Origin of the sequence: Chryseobacterium sp. MIQD13 (assembly GCF_050496705.1) — a bacterium.
Taxonomy (GTDB): Bacteria; Bacteroidota; Bacteroidia; order Flavobacteriales; family Weeksellaceae; genus Chryseobacterium.
The window spans coordinates 51,849-72,249 of record NZ_JBNWAF010000003.1 but is presented as its reverse complement, the minus strand read 5'-3'; the positions used below and the strand labels follow the sequence as shown (position 1 = coordinate 72,249).

Here is a 20,401-nt window from a genome sequence, read left to right as displayed (position 1 = left end):
AATGGAAAATTTAGTGTATGCAATAATACTTTTACCACTTTTAGGGTTTCTTATTAACGGTTTATTCGGAAAAAATCTTCCAAAAATATTTGTAGGCTCTCTTGCTACGGCAATGGTTTTCGGATCATTCTGTATTGCGGTAAGCCTTTTCATGAAAATGGATTCTGAAAGTCAGCCGATCATTGTAAAAGCTTTTGAATGGTTTACAGTAAACGGGGTTCAGATCAATTTCGGATTCCAAATTGATCAGCTTTCATTAATGATGGTGATGATCATTACAGGGATCGGTTCTTTGATCCACCTGTACTCTATCGGATATATGAGTCACGACAAAGGTTTCTATAAGTTCTTTACTTATCTGAATCTTTTCATATTCTCAATGTTATTACTGGTAATGGGAAGCAACTACCTGATCCTGTTCATCGGATGGGAAGGTGTAGGTCTTTGTTCTTACCTGTTGATCGGATTCTGGTATACCAATGAAGAATATGGTAAAGCAGCAAGAAAAGCTTTCATCATGAACAGAATCGGTGACCTTGCATTATTGATCGGGATCTTTATGATTGCCGCTCAGACCAATGCAGTGGATTACCTTACCGTAGCACAAAACTCTTCAAAATTTGAATTGGACGGAACAGTAATTATCTTTATTACAGCGAGTTTATTTATCGGTGCAACCGGTAAATCAGCGCAGGTTCCTTTATATACATGGTTACCGGATGCGATGGCCGGACCAACTCCTGTTTCTGCATTAATCCACGCGGCAACGATGGTAACGGCAGGTATCTATTTGGTAGTAAGATCAAACTTCTTATTTACTTTAGCACCTACAGTTCAGGGAGGAATTCTTTTCATCGGATTCTTAACCGCTGCTTTGGCAGGATTCTACGCACTTCGTCAGAACGACATCAAAAAAGTATTAGCCTACTCTACCGTTTCACAGCTTGGGTTTATGTTCATTGCTTTAGGATTGGGGGCTTATACAACAGCGATGTTCCACGTAATGACACACGCATTCTTTAAAGCTTTATTATTCTTAGGTGCAGGTTCTGTGATCCACGCAATGAGCAATGAGCAGGACATGCGTTTTATGGGAGGTCTGAAAAAATACATTCCAATTACTCACGCTACTTTCCTTATCGGAACACTGGCAATCTCAGGTTTCCCTTTATTATCGGGGATGATCTCAAAAGACGAAATTTTAGTAGCTGCTTTTGCTAAGAATCCTATTTACTGGGTAATCTTATTTGTTTTAGCGGCAATGACTGCAACGTATATGTTCAGACTGTACTATCTTACTTTCCATGGAGAATTCAGAGGTACTGAAGATCAGAAACACCACTTACACGAAAGCCCGTCCAATATGACACTTCCGTTGATCGTACTGGCTATCCTTTCTGTGCTTGGAGGTTTCATTAACCTTCCTCACTTCATCGGTCACGGTCATTATGCAAAACTAATGGAATGGCTGAAACCCGTTCTTACTGAAGAAAGCTTTAAACAAATGGAAGCTACTCTATCCGGAGTTCCGTTTGGTACTGAAATGATATTATTAGGAGCTACGGTTCTTATGTTCTTCTGCGTATGGTTTATTGTAAAAAACACCTACGTGAAGAAGAAAAAGATGGCTCTTGCAGAAGAAAGCTATACCGGATGGGAAAAGCTTTCTGCTAAAAAACTATATGTAGACGAACTTTACAATGCATTAATTGTAAAAACTGTTGAAGGATTAGGACGCGGAGGAAAGATGTTTGATAAAGGAATCCTAGATCGTTTTGTAGATTTTGTGGGCGAAGGTGCTGAAGACAGCGGAAAAGCCATGAAGCGTATCCAGAACGGAAATGTGGAGACTTATATTCTTATCATGTCTTTAGCAGTGGGAATTATACTGATTGTTAACTTTATATTACAATAATGTCTGGTTTATTATTAACATTATTACTATTACCTCTAGTAGGTTCGGGATTAGTTTTTGCATGGAAAGATAAATCCAGCAAATATTTGGCACTGGGAATTGCATTGGTACAAATGCTTATTACCTTCTACGTTGCTTCGGATTTTAATTTTAATCCGACGGTAGACAGTGTATTACAGCACGAGATCAATTACCCTTGGTCACAATTCATTAAAAGCTCACTTCATTTCGGAATCGACGGAATGAGCCTTCTGCTTTTATTATTGACCAATATTCTTACGCCGATCATTATTTTATCTTCTTTTAACGAAAATGTAAGCTACAGAAATACATTCTACGGTCTGATCCTGCTTATGCAGTTTGGCCTTGTAGGAGTTTTCACATCGCTTGACGGATTATTATTCTACATTTTCTGGGAAGTAACCCTGATTCCGATCTGGTTCATTGCCGGACTTTGGGGCCAGGAAAACAAAAGATTTGAATTCACTACCAAATTCTTCGTATATACATTCGTTGGGTCATTATTTATGTTGGCAGGATTGATCTATGTGTACAATCACTCTGCATCATTCGCTTTAACAGACCTTTATAATGCCGATCTTAACGAAGTACAGCAAACAGTAGTATTCTGGTTTATTTTCTTTGCTTTTGCAGTGAAATTACCGGTATTTCCTTTCCACACATGGCAGCCGGATACCTATACTTATTCACCTACTCAGGGATCCATGCTATTATCAGGGATCATGCTGAAAATGGCGGTATATGGTGTTATCCGTTATCTGCTTCCGATTACTCCTATTCCAATTGCGGGAATTTCAGGGCAGATCGTTATTATTCTTGCCATCGTAGGAATTGTTCACGGTGCATTGATCGCCATTATCCAGACGGATATGAAGAGAATCATTGCCTATTCATCTTTCTCTCACGTAGGATTAATGGTAGCAGGGATATTTTCTTCTGCGGTAATTACTTTAAGAGGTACATTTAACATTGAAGGTGCAGAAGGAGCTTTAGTTCAGACTTTTGCTCACGGTATCAACGTGGTAGGATTATTCTACTGCTGTGATATTTTATATAAAAGATTTAAATCAAGAGACATCAGACAAATGGGTGGTTTAGCGAAAGTGGCTCCGAAATTTGCGGTTTTGTTCCTGATTATTATACTGGGTTCAATGGGAGTTCCATTAACCAATGGATTCATCGGAGAATTTATTCTGTTAAAATCTGTATATGATTTCAACGGATTGGCAGCTGTAATTGCTGGTCTTACGGTAATTCTTTGTGCAGTATACTTATTGAGATTCTACGGAAAAGCAATGTTCGGTGAAGGAAACGAAGCCGTTCTAAGTACAGCAAAAGATTTATCCGCTGTAGAATTCTCTGTATTGGCAAGTTTGGCAGTTTTCGTGATCCTTTTGGGTATTTTCCCTCAGCCGGTGATCGATATGGTGAATAGTTCGTTGAAGTTTATCTACCAATCAATGGTAAGTTAATTTGATATTTTAAGAAATGAGTGTTTTAATTATTGTTTTCCTAACGGCAGTTATTGCGTTATTTTCAGGAGTTTTTGAACAAGGAAAATTCGCGAGATACATTGGGATTTTGGGATTAATCATCGCATTATATGTAAGCTTCTTACCTGAGTGTGCTTTCTTCGAAAAGTACAGACACATGTATGAATACACTGCAAATACTGCATTATTCACTAAAATATCAATTGTAACAACATTATTACTATTCTTCCTGGGCGGTTTTGCATTCAGCAACCACAGAAGCCACCAGTCGGAATTATACGCCCTGATGCTTTTTGCACTTTGTGGTGGAATTACCCTTTTCGGATACCAGAATATGGTAACGCTATTCTTAGGAGTCGAGATCCTTTCTATTCCTTTATATGTAATGGCTGGAGCCAACAAAACCGATCTGAGATCAAACGAAGCTTCCATCAAATATTTCCTGATGGGTGCATTTGCTACAGGTTTCTTACTTTTCGGTATTGCATTTATTTATGGAAGTGCCGGAAGTTTTGATTTATATAAAATTCAGGATTTCGGAGTTAAAAATCCAGGTGATGTTATGTTCATTTTAGGTGTTTTATTAATTCTTTGTGCACTGGCATTCAAGGTAGCATTAGCACCTTTCCATATGTGGAGCCCTGACGTATATTATGGAGCCCCTTCATTAATTACAGCATTTATGGCGAGTGTGGTAAAAATCTCAGGATTCTTCGCTCTGTTCAGATTAATGACGATAGGATTTGGAGGAGTTACCGAGCAATGGATCAATGTTTTTGGAGTATTCCTGATCATTACATTACTTTTAGCCAACGTTATGGGTCTTGCCCAGACCAATGCCAAAAGAATGCTTGCCTACTCTTCTGTTTCTCACGCAGGATATATCGGGTTGGTTTTCTTCGGAATGACAAGCCTTTCTACTTATAATTTAGCATTCTATTTATTTGCTTATGCTTTATCTACAGTAGGAGTTTTCATGTGTCTGATTTATGTAGAAAAATTGAAAAGAGAAACTTCTTTCGGAGCTTTCAAAGGATTGGCAAAATCTGAACCTTTACTGGCAACAGTTGCGGCTATCTCTATGCTTTCAATGGCGGGAGTTCCGTTAACAGCCGGTTTCATGGGGAAATTTGCTTTATTCTCTCAGGCAATGAATTCCAAGCACGGAGTTTTCTTAGTATTGGTAGCGGTATTAGGTTCTGCAGTATCTATCGCATACTATTTAAGACTGATTATTTCAATGTTCTTCTTTAAAGATTCTACATTCAAATCTTCGGAAAAAGTAACACTTACTTACAATATCGTAGCAGTATTTGTTATTGCATCAATTATTGCTTTGGGAGTTTTCCCTGATCTTTTCGCAAGACAGTTCGGATTATAAAATCTCAAATAAGATATATAAAGCACAACTTTTCAGTTGTGCTTTTTTTTGTGGTTATAACAGATTATTATTTAAATTATAAAAGATTTTAAATGCAAAGCTCTATTTTAAAAACTGCTCAATTTAAGGGGAAGCAAAGAGATGCTACAAGTCACTGATTAAGCTGAAAGATAAAACGTATGCTTCATCAGATCAATCAAAGATTGATTCCTTCTTTGCAACCTAAAAATATAAAGTATAGAAATAAAACTTTGCATTAAAAATAAAATATAACAATAATTTTCACCCTAAATATTCTCAAAAACAGTTAAATTTGAACAACATTCATCACAATGAAAAAAATCATTATAACTTTATTTACTGCTTTATTGATTGCTGCAATTGTTTTCTTAGTAAGCAAAAATGAAACAGATATGAAGGGCTACAGTTTACTTGTCGGAGCTATTGCTTTAATATTTATAGTTCCACTCATGAAATTTCTGCTTCCAGTTACCAGAGAATTAAAAATCGGAACCTCAGAATTTTATCCCAATCTTTTCCACAAAACTGCAGAATATTTTAAAAAGAAAAGAAGTAGCAGATAATGCCTTATCTATATCTGGATTTTGTTTAAGAAAAATAAACAAATCTCTTATAAAGATATCTTTCAACAATTGACAGCACATTTGGAAGTAATGTTTTTTTCATAACTTTATTTTAAATTTCAGCTCTTGGCCAATCTTTACAAAAAAGACGCTCCATTTCAGGTTCTTATATCATTCAAAAAATATTTGGATGTACTGGAACATATCCGCTATAATGACCGTCTGGAATACAGGGTCAATTATGCAGAATCACTTATCGAGAGAACCAAAAATTTCCAGGAGCTGAAAGATGGGTTTCAGGATGTTTCACTTCTGAAAAAACACGAAGACCTCATCAAACTTTTGCTTGCAGACCTGTTTCCTACAGGGCTTACCCATAATGAGATTAAGGCCGCAAGTATTCCGCTTTCCAATATTACGTTCAATTATACCGAAAGATTCAAAAATATCCTGAAAGATGCAGGAAAAGACTTTGAAATAGAACTCAGAAATATTGATGACAATGAGTTTTATGTATTTTGTTGCTGCCTCATCCTTCAAAGTTATTTCAAAAGGGATATAAGAAGTACCATCCCGTTTTATTATGACATCCCGAACAGACTGGGAATCATGAAGCATTACAAGATTACGGTCAATGCAGATTTTACGGAGGTCTATCCTACAGAAAATGCCAAGATTCCTTCTGATGATATTATAGATATGTTGCTGGAAAACCTGGATGATTTCAAACTGTGGAAGAAATATTTTCCGTCAAAGTCATGGGTATTAAAAGGCTTTGCGATCGTTTCTCTGGTAGATTGCACTTCAGAAGTTGCATTGTCTGATCTGAAATCAAGTATGATAGAAATTGATCCGGAAGACCTGAGCCCGAATGAAAATCTTGTAGAAATTTTCAAATCCTATTTCGATGTACCTGAACTTAATTTCGGACTGATGCTGTTTGATAAAAAAGATCAGAAACTCGGCAGGCTTCCGATCTATGAAAACCTGTTTACAAACCATGTTCTGGATTTCTGGATCAATGCATTTGATGAAGAAACCCGGAAGAATACTTTCAATAATTTAAATCATAATTCCAAACCGATTGTTATCTCCAATGTTAATAATCTGGATGAGAATGTCAAAGCTCTTCCTTCTTTCAGTATTTTAAGGGATAACAATATCAACAGCTTCATGGTAATTCCTATCATGAAGGATAATGATCTTCTGGCCATCATGGAATTTACTTCCCCGCAGGCCAACAGTTTTAATGGGTTAAAACTTAAAAAACTGGAATTTTTAACAGACATGATCCTTTTCTCCCTGAACAGGTTCAGCTTTGAAAAAAACTATCAGATAGAAGCCATTATCCAGCGTGAGTATACCTCCATCCATGACAGTGTTGTATGGAAATTCAGAAATGAGGCCGAGAAATATTTCAATGCTTCGCTTGGGAAAAAAATGTATACCCTGAAGCAGATCTCTTTTAAAAATCTGACACCACTGTTCGGATTCTCTGATATCCGTTCTTCTTCAGATAAACGTTTCAATCTTATGCTTGAAGATCTCAATCAGCAGCTTGAAAGCCTCCATGATATTTTCACCCTGATCAATTCTGATTCGGAGAGATATCTTCTGGCTCTTGATGTTTTTGAGAATGAACTGAACAATGAAATTAAAGCTGATACAGAACAGCGTTTTCAGAGGCTTTTGAGAGAAGAAATCCATCCTTATTTACAGGGAAAACTGGAAATGCAGACCGACAGGCAAATAAAAAACAAGATCAAAGATTATTTTGTACAGGTTTTTACCCAGACGGATCTGTTTTATGCCAACAGGAAAAACTTAGACGATTCTATAACACTGGTCAACAGAAAGCTGGCTGATATGCTGGATGAAAGCCAGGTAAAGGCCCAGCAGATTTTTCCACACTACTATGAAAGGTTCAAATCTGATGGTGTAGAACATAATCTGTATATTGGACATAATATCGCTCCGGATCTTAGCTATACCTCAAAAGTAGTCCACAAACTAAGATACTGGCAGCTGAAAACGATCTGCAATATGGAGCGTGAGTTCCAGACATTTAAAAACAGTCTGCCAATACAACTGGATATTGCCTCATTGCTATTTGTTTACAATGAAAAAATAGACATCCGCTTCCGAATGGATGAAAAACGTTTCGATGTAGATGGTGCCTATAATTCCTACTATGAAATCATAAAAAAACGTCTGGATAAAGCCCATATCAAAGATTCTCCGGAAAGAATAACCTGTCCCGGAAAGGTTACCATCGTTTATTTCGGCATGGAAAACCAGAAAGAATATCTGGAATACATCAACAAGCTTCAGAAAAAAGAAATCCTGCAGAATGATGTGGAGTTTTTAAAAGTAGAGGATTTGCAGGGGATTACGGGATTGCTGGCGCTGAGGGTTTCTTTGGTTCAGAATTAATCTATAAAATAAGTATCCGGCTTTTTCAGTTCATCCTGCAGTATTCCCGCCTGTTCAAAAATAGAATACTCGATGGTTCTGCATATAGTGTTCAGGGCAAGATCATTTTCCTCTTCTCCAAACGGCTCTCCTATTTCCTGAATGATAGCGTCCAGTGCAATAAACGTATAACTGATCAGCAGAACGATTAAAGGCATCATCCAGTCAAGCGTATCCACCAATCCGAAAGGCAGCCAGAAACAGTACAGATAAACCGTACGGTGAAGAAGTACACTGTAAGCAAAAGGCAGCGGTGTATTATGAATTCTCTCACATCCTCCTGAAATATTGGAAAACTGATTCAGCTGATGATCCATAGAAGTCATAACGATTGTATCAATATTTCCTTTCTTCTGCTGCTCATTCAGCCAGTCTGCAATAAACCCGAGAATAAGGCTTGGAATAAACTTTTTATCCTTTAGCTGCTCTGCCTGTTCAGGAGAAAGAAGCCTTGCTAAATGCTCAGTTCCGGATTTATCTCTTAACTGGTAATTCAGGGACCAGCCAAATGCTGATATCATTCTGATGATCTTTTCTTTTTCCTCTGGTGAAGAATCATTCACTAAAGAAAGAATCTGTCTTGTAAGAGATCTGCTTTCAATAACCAGTAATCCCCATAATTTCCTTCCTTCCCAGAAACGGTCATAGCTTGCAGAATTGCAGAATCCCATGAAAATAGCCAATGCCAGACCGATAAGCGTAAATATGGTAGGATTGAGATGTACTTTATAATCGAAGATTTTTCCTTTAAAATAATAAATAGAAAGTGAAAAAACTAAAATAACGATCAGCTGGACAACAATTTTCTTTAGTACGGATCCTCTCCATATAAACAACATTTTCAGCCAATTGGTGCGCTGTCTGACGATCATCTGTATTTATTTTTTAATTAAAGGGTAAGAAAAGCATATCCGAAAGACAGCACGGAAATAATAATTCCAGCCATAAAGATCTTATATGTTATGGATAAAAGCTTATATTTTCTGTCAAGGACTTTCCCCAGGAAGTACAGATCTTTCACCATAGAATCATAGATGTAATCCCTGTCTTTAATCAGATCTTTCATAGCATTATGATAATCGTTGAATATCATTTGGTGAAAGTTTCCGAAGAACAGAAGATTCACTTTTCTGTCTGCAATATCCTGAGCCGTAAAATGGGTCTTGGTTACATTTGGTTTTGTAGATAAAATGGCAAATATAATTGTCAAAACACTTGAAACAAGCAGGACAAAGCTCGGGATAATGAGGTGTGCATTCTTCGGCGTATCCAGTTTAGGAACCAGTACGGAAAGGCAAACCGAAATAATGATGGCATTAACGGAAAGGAGGATATTTGCCTTACTGTCGGCAATATCGCTCAACCTTGTATGATTGTTCAGCGTAACTCTGAATAATGTATCTACACTACGGTCAGATTTTGGATCTTTAGGATCTTTTTTGCTTTCTGAATTTTCTTTTTTATCCTCTTCCTTTTCCAGCTTCTTTTCTATTTTTTTAATATTTTTCTTTTTCAGAGGCTCCCAGTTTTCCTGTGCATATTCTGTGTAATAATGGTGCTTGTTTTTAAGCATTTCGAGATTTCCTGCATTCCATTCATCATTGGAAAAACATCTTACATTGGTAAGTTCCCACTCTTTTCTAAGAGCATCGGAAATATCATTATAGTCGTGGCTCGCAAAGTGGCTGCAGTCTGCATCCTTCACAATTTTTTCCAGAAGGTTTTGCGGTTCGTAGGTAATTTTTGTAGCCAGAATCAATTTAGAAACATCCTCGATATAATTTTCAGGATAACTTTCCTGTTTCAAAAAATCGGTAAGGATTGCGACTCCTTTTTCTTCATGATTCTGTGCACATTCTACATAGCCTGTATCATGAAACCAAAGTGCCAGAAGCACCTTTTCCTGATCCTCCTTGGAAACAGGTGTATTTCGCATGATCTCTTCGGCCTTATTTACTGTATAGGTCGTGTGAATAAAATTATGATAAAAATATACAGAAGATAACTTATCTTTGAATAAGATTTCTACATAATCTTTAGCTTTGTGTAAAACATTCATCCCTGAATTTTTGTTAATGTAAATTTATGAATTTATCCTTTAAAACTCATTTAAAAAATACTTCTATTGCTTTTAGAGCAGTATTATCAGCCGGAGTTCTCTACTCTTGCGCAACATATAACGTAAAAAAGGGTAAAAACTTATTTGAAGTAAAAAATTCTGATATAAAACCTGAAAACGATTTTAAGGTTTTCCTGATCGGTGATGCCGGAAATGCAGATGATCCTCAGGCCCAGAACACTTTAAATTTACTCAGGAATAAGCTGGATTCTGCGGACAGCAATTCAATGCTGATCTTCTTAGGTGATAATATCTATCCCAACGGATTACCAAAAGAATCAGACAAAGATTATGCACAGGCAAAGCAAAAACTGGAAAACCAGCTTGCCATTACCAAAAATTTTAAAGGAAAAACGCTTGTTATTCCGGGAAATCATGACTGGAACAGCGGCTTGCTTGGATTAAAAGCACAGGAAGAATTTGTGAAAGCCTATTTCAACGATAAGAAAGCTTTTCTTCCTAAAAATTCATGTGGCATTGATGATATTAATTTATCGAAAGATATTAAACTTATCGTCATTGATACAGAATGGGCACTTGTCAACTGGGATCAATATCCCGGTATCAACAAAAACTGCACAATTAAAACCCGTGAGGATTTTTTTACAGAATTTAAAGATCTGGTTACCAAAAACCAGGATAAAAAGATCATTGTTGCTATGCATCATCCTGTGATCAGCAGCGGAACACATGCAGGATTCAATTCTGCCAAATCACATATTTATCCGCTGAGAAGTAAAATTCCTGTTCCGGTTGTTTCAAGTGTGATCAATATTTTAAGGAATTCTTCAGGAGCAAGTCTTGAGGATATGAATAACCAGCATTACGCAGATCTTGCCAACAGGCTGAAGAGTATTGTTCAGGATAAAGAAAATATTATTTTTGTTTCCGGGCACGATCATAATCTTCAATACCACGAAGACAGAAATATCAGACAGATCATCAGTGGCGCGGGTTCCAAAACAGATCCTGCCACTATTGTTGAAAAGACCGATTTCTCTTATGGAGGAAGCGGATTTGCCGTTCTGAATATCAGAAAAGACCAAAGCACAGATGTTGAGTATTTCTCTACAAAAGACAACACCCTTAAAAGGCTTACCCAAATTTCGGTAATCTCAAAACCGGATGCTTTTGTAAATAATTATCCAAAAGATTTTCCGGCTACAGCAACTTCAAGTGTCTACCCTGTAGAGCTTACTAAAAAAGGATCAATTTACCGCTGGTTGTGGGGCGAACATTACAGAAGATACTATGGGATTCCTATTGAAGCCCCTACTGCAGATCTTACTTCACTGAATGGCGGGTTTACTCCTTTCAGAGAAGGCGGAGGCAACCAGTCTAATAGTTTAAGGCTGAAAGCAGCGGACGGACAGGAATTTGTAATGCGCGGCGTGAAAAAAAGCGCAGTACGTTTTCTGAACAATATGGCTTTCAAAAAAAGTACGTTCGGGAATGAGCTCAACAATACCTTCCCTGAAAAGTTCCTGCTCGATTTTTATACGGCCAATCATCCGTTTACCCCTTTTTCAGTGGGAAATATGGCTGATAAATTGGGGATTTTCCACAGCAATCCCAAACTGTATTATATTCCGAAACAGTATGCTTTAGGAGAGTATAATAAAAATTATGGTGACGAAATGTATATGATCGAAGAACGTTTTTCTTCTGATCCTAAAACACTGGCTTCACTTGACAACGCTAAGGATATTGTTTCTACAGATGACGTTCTGAAGAATTTCACCAAAAATTATAAATATTCCGTAGACCGCGAATCGTACATAAGAGCAAGGATTTTTGATATGCTTATCGGGGACTGGGACAGACATTCGGATCAATGGAAATGGGCGGAATATCAGGACGGTGATAAAATTATTTACAAACCGATCCCAAAAGACCGGGATCAGGCTTTCAGCAGATATGACGGTGCTGCTTTCAGGATTATCATGAATGTTCCCGCTATCCGCCATATGAAAACATTTAAGGAAGAGATCAAAAATGTAAAGTGGATGAATATGGAGCCCTACCCGATGGATCTCATCTTTTTAAAAGGTGCTTCACAGGAAGAATGGATTGCACAGGCAAAATATATCCAGGAACATCTTACGGATGCTGATATTGATGATGCATTCACTAATCTTCCGAAAGAAGTAAAGGACGAAACCGTTACTGATATTCAAAGTAAATTAAAAGCGAGAAAAACAAAACTGCAGGATTATGCCGCTCAATATTATGATGTACTTCAGGAAAAGGTTCCTCTTGCGGGTACAGTGAATCCTGATAAGTTCATTATTACAAAAACAGCTCATTCTGTTAATGTAAAGCAATATAAATTAGATAAAAACAAAGAAAACCCTGAATTGGTTTTTGAAAAAACATATGAGGATTCAAAAACGAAAGAACTTTGGATCTACGGTCTTGAAGACGATGATATTTATGAGGTTTCAGGGGATGGAAGGCCTAAGACAAGCATAAGACTGATTGGTGGCTACAATCATGATGTCTATAATATTGCTGATGGAAAAAGTGTGAAGATTTATGATTTCAAAAGTCAGAAAAACACTTATAATGGTTCCGGTACAAAGAATATTTCTGATGATTATGATATTAATACTTACAATTACAAACATCCGAAGTATAACTTCTTTGCGGGCTACCCGAATATAGATTACAACCCGGATGACGGTGTAATTTTAGGGGTTTTGGCTAATTATACAGTCAATAATTTCATCCGAGATCCTTACACACAAAAGCATAGCCTTAAAGTTAATTTCTATACTGCTACGGGAGGTTTTAATGCTGTTTATAAAGGAGTTTTTAAAAAAGCGATATCGGGCTGGGATTTTAATCTTGATGCGGGATATACTACTCCCCGGTTTTCAAAAAACTTCTTCGGACTGTCTAATGAAAGTAAATACGACAAAGAAAATACGGAAAGAGAATACAACAGGGCCAGAATTTCCAAGTTTAATTTTGCTCCGTCCATCTCCAAAAAAAGCTGGATGAATCTTCAGCATCAGTTTCAGCTGACGTTTGAGGATAATAAGGTTCAGCAAAAAGGCAACCGTTTTGTAGATCAGTCACCTGATGTAAGACCTGAGGTTTTTAAAAGCCAGCAGTTTGCAGGGGCCAACTATACATTCAGTTTCAAAAATCTGGATAATAATGCCTTCCCTACTTTAGGACTGGAATTATTAATGAATGCAGACTGGAAAACGAATCTGGCCAATACCGACAAAAGTTTTTTCACGTTGAACGGAACATTGACCATAGACCACAGACTTGATAAAAGAGGAGTTTTTGTTTTTGCAAATTCCAGCAATGCCATGTGGATCAGCAATAATAACTTTGAATTCTACCAGGCAGCAAGCATAGGCGGCAATAATGGAATGAGGGCTTTCCGGAATGACCGGTTTTCAGGAAAATCTTACTTTACGAATAATTCTGAGATCCGATGGGACTTCGGAAGAGTAAGAAACAATATCGTTCCTGCCAATATGGGAATTCTTGTCGGGTATGACATCGGACGTGTCTGGAATGACGGTGAAGATTCCAGAAAGTGGCACCAGTCCGTAGGAGCCGGGCTCTGGATGAGCGTTGTAGAAATGATTTCCGCAAGACTGAATTATTTCTATGGTTCTGACGGTGGAAGGATTTCTGCCGGTGTGGGGATGACTTTTTAACCAAGCCATTTTCTAAAACATTAATTTTATTACATAGAAATATCAATTCACATATTATTTTTAATGTGAATAAATTTAACTATTCTTATTTTTCAGTATTTTAAGGAAATATATCCGGCTATTTAGCCTGAGGAAATTCAAATCTATAGACATTTCCGCCCATATCTTTGTCCTTTTCATCAGCCATCAGAAGAGTTTTATCATCCAGAAAAACAACAGCTTCTTTTTGTGAATTGTGATTTAACGATATTTTTTCAATTTTAGCAGCATTAAAATTATCTGCTGCAAATCCGGAAAGTACATGGATATTTTTATGGGTAAGCAGAACGATTTTATCATTAGTACTGTTCACAGCTGCCGAAGTAATGGCCGCATCACTGTATTTTCCTGCAAGTTTAAGTTTTCCGATTAATTTTGCTTCAAAATCCCCTTCTTTATTCGGAATCTGGAATACAAGGAAAGTACCGTCAAAACCTTTGCTTCTGTTTTTTGTGAAAAGGTAAAAATTCCCGTTCATCTCTACAAAAGCTTCGCAGTCATACAGCCAGTTTGATTTCTTGGGAGGGAATTCAGTCTGTCCTTCATAATGAAACTTTGTCGTCTGAATAGCTTTTGTTGTCTTTTGGGAAGCATCTTTTAAATCCAGCTTTAAAATAGCAAGATTCTGCCTGTTATTTTCATTATTCCCAAAATCCCCAAGGTAAATATTTCCTTGTGAATCTTTCGTAATATCTTCCCAATCGTTATTTTCAGCATTTTCTACCAGAACATCCGTTACCAGTTTGCCCTGCATATCCAAACCGTACACTACATTTTTATTTCCCTGATCTTCTATAGCCCAAACAGTGTTTTTATCCTGAGACAGAACAATCCCTGAGACTTCTTTCAGTTTTTTAGGAAGAGAAAACTCCACCTTTAATTCATCAGTTTTAGGGGAATCCTGAGCTTTTGGATTGCAACTCAATAATAAGAAAGCGGACAGGGTAAGAATACGCAACATAGCTATTTTTTTATTTTTTAAACCAAATACGGATACCGTATATTTTTCTCTAAGTTATTAATTATCTGCTGATGGTAAAAACATTTCAAATGTGGATACGGGCAGAATAATTTTGTTTGTACAAAACTGAAGTTATTTTTATGACAGAAGTTTTGCTTTTTCCCATAACACATCCATCTCTTCCAGAGAAAGGTCGGCCAGCTTCACATCGGATTCCTCTGCCAGTTTTTCCATTTTCTGAAATCTGGAGATGAATTTCAAATTGGTTCTTTCCAGTGCAGAATCCGGATTGAGACCTGAAATTCTTGCATAATTGATGAGCGAGAAAAATACATCTCCCAGCTCCAGCTCTTTTTTATCGGGATCAGTTTCATCATGGAATTCCTGGATTTCTTCATCCACTTTTTTCCAAGCATCTTCCGCATCATGAAATTCGAAACCGATTCCTTTTACTTTATCCTGAATCCTGTAAGCTTTTACCAAACTCGGAAGGCTCTTCGGAACACCACCCAAGATAGATTTATTCCCTTCCTTAAGCTTTAGCTTTTCCCAGTTCTGTTTTACCTCTTCTTCATCCTTCACTTCTGTATCTCCATAAATATGGGGATGGCGGAAGATCAGCTTCTCATTTAAAGAATTGATAACATCGGCAATATCGAAACTTTCTTTTTCAGAGCCTATTTTAGCATAAAAAACAAGGTGAAGCAATACATCTCCCAGCTCTTTTTTTATCTCCTGTAAATCTTCCTGCAAAATAGCATCTGAAAGTTCATAGGTCTCTTCAAGAGTCAGATGGCGAAGTGACTGTAAAGTCTGTTTCTGATCCCACGGGCATTTTTCACGCAGATCATCCATAATATCCAATAATCTCCCGAAAGCTTCTAGTTTTTCTTGTCTGGTATTCATAAATTGAAAATTCAAGTAGTGCAAAGTTAGGGTAAATCTTTAATTTAAGTCCCTTTGTTATGAAACAAAAAACCTCATCATTTCTGACGAGGTTTTGTATTTTAGATTAAAAAAAGAAATTATCCTTTCTTTGTGTGCGTACTTTTCGGAGCTGCTTTTGCTGCAGAAGTAGCTTTTACTTTTGGAGCAGCAGGTTTTTCTGCTTTAGGAGCTGCTTTTTTAGGAGCTTCTTTTTCAATGCTTACTTCTTCCTGTGCACCTTCCAATGTTTCTGGTTCTGCTTTTACAAAGCTGTCAGGAGTAACGTATCCTGCTTTCTGAAGGATATTGTACCACTGAGCCAGTTTTTTGATATCTGAAGCATATACTCTTTCCGTATCATAGTTTGGAAGAGAAGCTGTCATAAATTCTTTCAGAACATCATCAGAAGATTTGTGAGAGATCGCTTCTTTGTAATCATTATTCTTAGCAATATTTTCAAAAACTTCGAACAAAGGAACTTCTTTATCAACTGTAAACATGGCAATATTATCCAGCAAGCTTACCTGGCTTGAGTTTCCAATGCTTACTTTCTTCTTGGATGTTACATCTTCAATGATGAAACCGTTTCTTAACTGGGAAACTAATTTGAAAAGTCCTGGCTTTCCGGAAATTGAAATTATTTTTTCTAACAGCATAATTTTATTTTTTGTAAATTCTGCAATCCGCACGGGGCTTTTTGCTTTGTATTATTTTTGTTTTAATCGTTGTTTAATTTATTTTGGAAATCTCATTTTATAGCCGATACTTACATCACCCTGAGAGATTTTCGTCAGCTTACCTTTTACAAGCTTTTTCTTCAATGCGCTCAAATGATCAGTAAACAGCACGCCTTCAATATGATCATATTCATGCTGAATTACGCGGGCTCTAATATCGGAAAAAGTTTCTGTATGTTTCACAAAATTTTCGTCATAATATTCAATAAGGATAGTGCCTTTTCTCTTCACATCTTCTCTCACATCGGGAATAGAAAGACAGCCTTCATTGAATTTCCATTCTTCTCCGGATTCTTCAAGAATCTTTGCATTGATGAAAACTTTTTTAAATTCAGCCAGCTCATCTTTAATATCTTCATAATCTTCATCATCTGCAAGCGGAGTCACATCAATCACAAACAGACGCAGGTCCAACCCGATCTGCGGTGCTGCAAGCCCTATGCCATTTGCACTGTACATCGTTTCGAACATATTATCTATAAGTTCCTGTAAACCGGGGTAGTCTTTGTCTATATCTTTTCCTATTTTTCTCAAAACAGGATCCCCAAAAGCTCTTATCGGTAAAATCATCTTATTCTTTGTTCTAAAAAATTCTGCAATATAATTGTTGCACTTACTTTATCTATTAACCCCTTTTCCTGTCTCTTTTTTTTACTTTTTCCACTTTGGGAAATAAAAAAAGAAGCCATTTTTGAGGTAAATCTTTCATCTAAACGGTGGACTGTGATACCGGAAAATTCTTTCTGAAATTCTTCAATGAATTTTAAAATATCTGTCTCCACTTCGGAAATGTTTCCTTTCAAATCTGTAGGAAGGCCTACTACCACATCATCCACTTTATTTTCTGTGAAATATTTTTTCAAAAAATCCATCAAAACCGGTGTCTGAATGGTATCCAGAGCGCTCGCAATAATCTGCATATCATCCGTTGCAGCAATGCCGCATCGCGCCTTTCCATAGTCTATTGCAAGGATCTGTCCCATAAGTGTGCAAATTTAGTAAAATTTAATGATTTTATTCATAACGCAGTTTTTTTATAAAAATCATGTTTTATTCCATTATTTTTTTTATAATTTTAATCTTCCAAAAAACGAAAATATGAAGAAACTCATCCTCGTAAGACATGCAAAAAGCGACTGGCCGGAAGAAACGGAGGACTTTGACAGACCTTTGGCAGACAAAGGTTTGAAAGATGCTATGAACATGTCCAGATTCATGAAAAGCAATAATATTTCTATTGATCAGTTTGTTTCCAGCCCGGCAGTGCGTGCACTGAATACGTGTAAAATCTTTAATCAGGCTTATCAGCTTAATGTATCTACGGAAGACAAGCTTTATAATCCCTCGGAAAGAAATTTTGAATCTGTAATCTACGACCTGGATGACAGCGTAAGCTCTGTGGCTTTTTTCTCTCATAACAACGGAATTTCCAATTTTGCCAATTCTATCTCTGAAGATATTTTTCACTTCCCGACCTGCGGAGTGGCGGGTTTTGAAATAGACTGTAATTCATGGTCTGAATTTGACGGTGCCAAGAAGAAACTTTTGTTCTTTTATGAGCCTGGGAAAATATAAGACTATCTTTTTATACCTATTCCCTCTCCTGCTCTTTTTTTCATGTCATAAAAAAGAGAGGACGTATATTGAAGCTATTGCCTTAAATGACGCAAAACTTCCCAAAGCAAAGCCTGGTGACTGGAGGTATTCAAGGAATGAAAAATTTCAGACCTTTGAAGATTTTCAAAAATTAAAAAAGATAAAGCCTGAACAGGGTAAAAATACGATCTATCTTCAGCCTATTGGGGAATTCAATGAACTTCAGAAAAAGGAAATACTTCTTACTAAAGAATATTTAAGCAGGTATTTTCAGCTGGAAACAAAAGTGCTTCCTGCTTTAGCCAATACTATTTTTCCAAAAACAGTACGAAGAATTTCTACAGAAGGCCAGGAACAGATTCTGGCAGGTTATGTGCTGGACAGTATATTGATAAAGCGTAAACCTGAGGATGCTGTCGTTTTTATGGGTATTACAGAAAAAGATCTTTTTCCAAAGCCTGAATGGAATTATGTCTTCGGTCTGGCTTCTTATGAGGATGGTGTAGGCGTAACTTCAATGTACAGGTTCTCCGATGGTCATCTTTCTGATGCCAATTTCAATGAAAGTCTGGAAAGATTAATTAAAATAAGTTCCCACGAGCTCGGACATATGTTTGGAATCAGCCACTGTCTCAATGCCAACTGTGTAATGAACGGAACCAATAGTCTTTCTGAAACAGATTATCATTTTGCAAGAGCCTGTTCGCTTTGCCAGCAGAAATTAAATTCAAGTATTCAGTATGATCATAAAAAACGTCTGCTTGATTTGAAAAATTTCTTTGAAAAGCAACATCTCAATTCTGAGTTTGCACGTGCCGGACAAGACTTTAACCTTTTGAAATAATCTGTTAATAAAAAAAACGGACAAAAGCCCGTTTCTATTTATATTGTTTTAACACATCAATCTATTTTCTTCTAAGATCCAGATCATCAAAATCAAAGCTGAAATCTGTAACGTCTGAAACAGGTTTCAATTTCGCAGACTCTGCTTTTCCATTCTCATCATAATCGAAAATAATGTATGCATCGGCATCATAGCTTCTGTCGTCCCATTTTATAATGAAGGAATTATTTGAAAATGGAAGCAATTCTCCTTTTAGTCTCGGAGAGTTCTGGCAAATGATTCTGTATGTATTTCCCTGCTGAGAAATTTCTACATCTCCAAACCATTGATCATTGTATTTTCCAACAATCTGTTCGGCTTTAGGCTGAAGATTTTTTTCTTTTTTAAAAGCTTCGGATTTAGCAAAGGCTTCTTTTTTCTGCTTGTCAAAATCTGCATTTACTTTTGACATTCTTTCGCCGTATGTTTTCAGCCAGTTTCTGTCTGCTACTCCCAAATAAGAATCTTTAACAGTATTTGTAATCGTATTGAAGGCCGCTCCGGACTGCTGATTGGTCAATACCACAATTCCTAATTTCATATCCGGAATCAAGGTAAACTGGGTAACCGTACCGATAAGCCCTCCTGTATGCTGGATTTGTCTATGTCCTTTAACATCACTTAAAAACCATCCTAATCCGTAACCGTAGAAACTTGTATCATAAGGATTTTTTAAAGCAACCCTATCAGGGATCTGCAAGCTCCACAGCTGTTGCACATTTTTATCTGAAACCAATTTTTTACCGTCTTTGGTAGTGAAGTTATTTAATAAAAAGTCAGCCCATGTGGTCATATCTTTGATATTACTCATAATTCCTCCAGCTGCATTACCTGTCTCATTCCAGTCGTGAGGAACGGCAATGGCTTTTCCGTCTACCGGTGCGTGAGCATCAATTTTATTTGATACAGCTTTGGCCCTGTTATAACTTCCGAAACTGGATGTCATTCCGACAGGCTTCATAATTCTCTGTTCTATAAAGTCAGCCCAGCTAAGGCCGGAAACCCTGTGGATTACTTCTCCGGCTACAATGAACATGATATTGTTATAATCCAGCTTAGTTCTGAAAGGATTTTCCGGTTTCAGATATCTTACATTGTGAACAATATCATTAACGGTCAGATTCCCTCCTTCCGGGAAAAACATCAGATCTCCCTGTCCCAAACCTAATCCTGCTCTGTGAGTGACAAGATCTTTTATGGTTACATTCTGGGATACATACGGATCGTACATCTGAAATTCAGGAATATATTTTGAAACTTTATCATCCCAGTTCAGTTTCCCTTCGTCCGCCAGAATAGCCAGCGCAGTGCAGGTAAACCCTTTTGAGTTGGATGCTATTCCCACCAGTGTATTATCGTCCATCGGTTGTTTGGTTGTTAAAGAACGTTGTCCGAACCCTTTGGAATAGATCACTTTTCCATCTTTTATGATTCCTACAGACATTCCCGGAACATCAAAGGTTTTCAGTGTATTCTGGATCAGCTCATCCAGTTTTTTTTCTTCAACCTGAGCGTTGAAAAGCCCCACTGCCACAAGAAAAATTAAAAGAGAAAATTTCTGCTTCATTTTTATAAATTTTCTCAAATTTAGTA

At 37.0% G+C, this 20,401-nt stretch carries 16 protein-coding genes; 8 read left to right on the top strand and 8 right to left on the bottom strand.

All coding sequences use genetic code 11. The features are described from left to right. Nucleotide 1 precedes the first annotated feature (1 nt). The 5 genes from nuoL to ACQWU4_RS12545 all read left to right on the top strand — a co-directional run bounded on the left by nuoL (nucleotide 2) and on the right by ACQWU4_RS12545 (nucleotide 7,827). Nucleotides 2-1,915, top strand: coding sequence for an NADH-quinone oxidoreductase subunit L (gene nuoL / locus ACQWU4_RS12565; protein ID WP_429936117.1), 1,914 nt, complete (start codon nucleotides 2-4; stop codon nucleotides 1,913-1,915). Continuing rightward, on the top strand, nucleotides 1,915-3,408 hold the full coding sequence (locus tag ACQWU4_RS12560) for a complex I subunit 4 family protein (RefSeq protein WP_429936116.1): 1,494 nt from the start codon (nucleotides 1,915-1,917) through the stop codon (nucleotides 3,406-3,408). Before nuoL ends, ACQWU4_RS12560 begins: the two co-directional genes overlap by 1 nt. A gap of 16 nt (nucleotides 3,409-3,424) precedes the next feature. Continuing rightward, complete coding sequence (locus ACQWU4_RS12555; protein ID WP_429936115.1) at nucleotides 3,425-4,810, top strand: NADH-quinone oxidoreductase subunit N; 1,386 nt, start codon at nucleotides 3,425-3,427, stop codon at nucleotides 4,808-4,810. 332 nt (nucleotides 4,811-5,142) lie between these two features. Beyond that, the gene (locus ACQWU4_RS12550) at nucleotides 5,143-5,394 is read left to right on the top strand and encodes a hypothetical protein (RefSeq protein ID WP_429936114.1); all 252 of its coding nucleotides are present in this window, start codon (nucleotides 5,143-5,145) and stop codon (nucleotides 5,392-5,394) included. 126 nt (nucleotides 5,395-5,520) lie between these two features. After that, on the top strand, nucleotides 5,521-7,827 hold the full coding sequence (locus ACQWU4_RS12545) for a GAF domain-containing protein (protein ID WP_429936113.1): 2,307 nt from the start codon (nucleotides 5,521-5,523) through the stop codon (nucleotides 7,825-7,827). Here the strand turns inward: ACQWU4_RS12545 and ACQWU4_RS12540 are convergent. Both ACQWU4_RS12540 and ACQWU4_RS12535 read right to left on the bottom strand, forming a co-directional pair. After that, on the bottom strand, nucleotides 7,824-8,738 hold the full coding sequence (locus ACQWU4_RS12540) for a bestrophin family protein (protein WP_429936112.1): 915 nt from the start codon (nucleotides 8,736-8,738) through the stop codon (nucleotides 7,824-7,826). The genes ACQWU4_RS12545 and ACQWU4_RS12540 overlap by 4 nt on opposite strands. A 17-nt stretch (nucleotides 8,739-8,755) precedes the next feature. Further along, nucleotides 8,756-9,925, bottom strand: coding sequence for a Pycsar system effector family protein (locus tag ACQWU4_RS12535; protein WP_429936111.1), 1,170 nt, complete (start codon nucleotides 9,923-9,925; stop codon nucleotides 8,756-8,758). 26 nt (nucleotides 9,926-9,951) lie between these two features. On the opposite strand from ACQWU4_RS12535, the gene ACQWU4_RS12530 reads away from it, so the two are divergent. After that, nucleotides 9,952-13,665, top strand: a complete 3,714-nt coding sequence (locus tag ACQWU4_RS12530; protein WP_429936110.1) for a metallophosphoesterase — start codon at nucleotides 9,952-9,954, stop codon at nucleotides 13,663-13,665. Between the two features lie 118 nt (nucleotides 13,666-13,783). On the opposite strand, the gene ACQWU4_RS12525 is transcribed toward ACQWU4_RS12530, so the two are convergent. From ACQWU4_RS12525 to ruvX, 5 genes are all read right to left on the bottom strand, one after another. Continuing rightward, nucleotides 13,784-14,665, bottom strand: a complete 882-nt coding sequence (locus ACQWU4_RS12525) for a hypothetical protein (protein ID WP_429936109.1) — start codon at nucleotides 14,663-14,665, stop codon at nucleotides 13,784-13,786. 138 nt (nucleotides 14,666-14,803) lie between these two features. Then, nucleotides 14,804-15,571, bottom strand: coding sequence for a nucleoside triphosphate pyrophosphohydrolase (mazG, locus tag ACQWU4_RS12520; protein ID WP_429936108.1), 768 nt, complete (start codon nucleotides 15,569-15,571; stop codon nucleotides 14,804-14,806). 119 nt (nucleotides 15,572-15,690) lie between these two features. Next, a complete protein-coding gene (locus ACQWU4_RS12515; protein ID WP_429936107.1) occupies nucleotides 15,691-16,248 on the bottom strand; it encodes a DUF5606 domain-containing protein in 558 nt (185 codons plus the stop codon). 78 nt (nucleotides 16,249-16,326) lie between these two features. Beyond that, nucleotides 16,327-16,899, bottom strand: coding sequence for a peptide deformylase (gene def / locus ACQWU4_RS12510; RefSeq protein ID WP_429936106.1), 573 nt, complete (start codon nucleotides 16,897-16,899; stop codon nucleotides 16,327-16,329). After that, a complete protein-coding gene (gene ruvX / locus ACQWU4_RS12505; RefSeq protein ID WP_429936105.1) occupies nucleotides 16,896-17,312 on the bottom strand; it encodes a Holliday junction resolvase RuvX in 417 nt (138 codons plus the stop codon). Before ruvX ends, def begins: the two co-directional genes overlap by 4 nt. Before the next feature lie 115 nt (nucleotides 17,313-17,427). On the opposite strand from ruvX, the gene ACQWU4_RS12500 reads away from it, so the two are divergent. Both ACQWU4_RS12500 and ACQWU4_RS12495 read left to right on the top strand, forming a co-directional pair. Then, on the top strand, nucleotides 17,428-17,904 hold the full coding sequence (locus ACQWU4_RS12500) for a SixA phosphatase family protein (protein WP_429936104.1): 477 nt from the start codon (nucleotides 17,428-17,430) through the stop codon (nucleotides 17,902-17,904). After that, on the top strand, nucleotides 17,885-18,769 hold the full coding sequence (locus ACQWU4_RS12495; RefSeq protein WP_429936103.1) for a Zn-dependent protease: 885 nt from the start codon (nucleotides 17,885-17,887) through the stop codon (nucleotides 18,767-18,769). The genes ACQWU4_RS12500 and ACQWU4_RS12495 overlap by 20 nt, the downstream gene beginning before the upstream one ends. A 61-nt stretch (nucleotides 18,770-18,830) precedes the next feature. On the opposite strand, the gene ACQWU4_RS12490 is transcribed toward ACQWU4_RS12495, so the two are convergent. Next, on the bottom strand, nucleotides 18,831-20,375 hold the full coding sequence (locus ACQWU4_RS12490) for a serine hydrolase (protein WP_429936102.1): 1,545 nt from the start codon (nucleotides 20,373-20,375) through the stop codon (nucleotides 18,831-18,833). Between the last annotated feature and the right edge of the window lie 26 nt (nucleotides 20,376-20,401).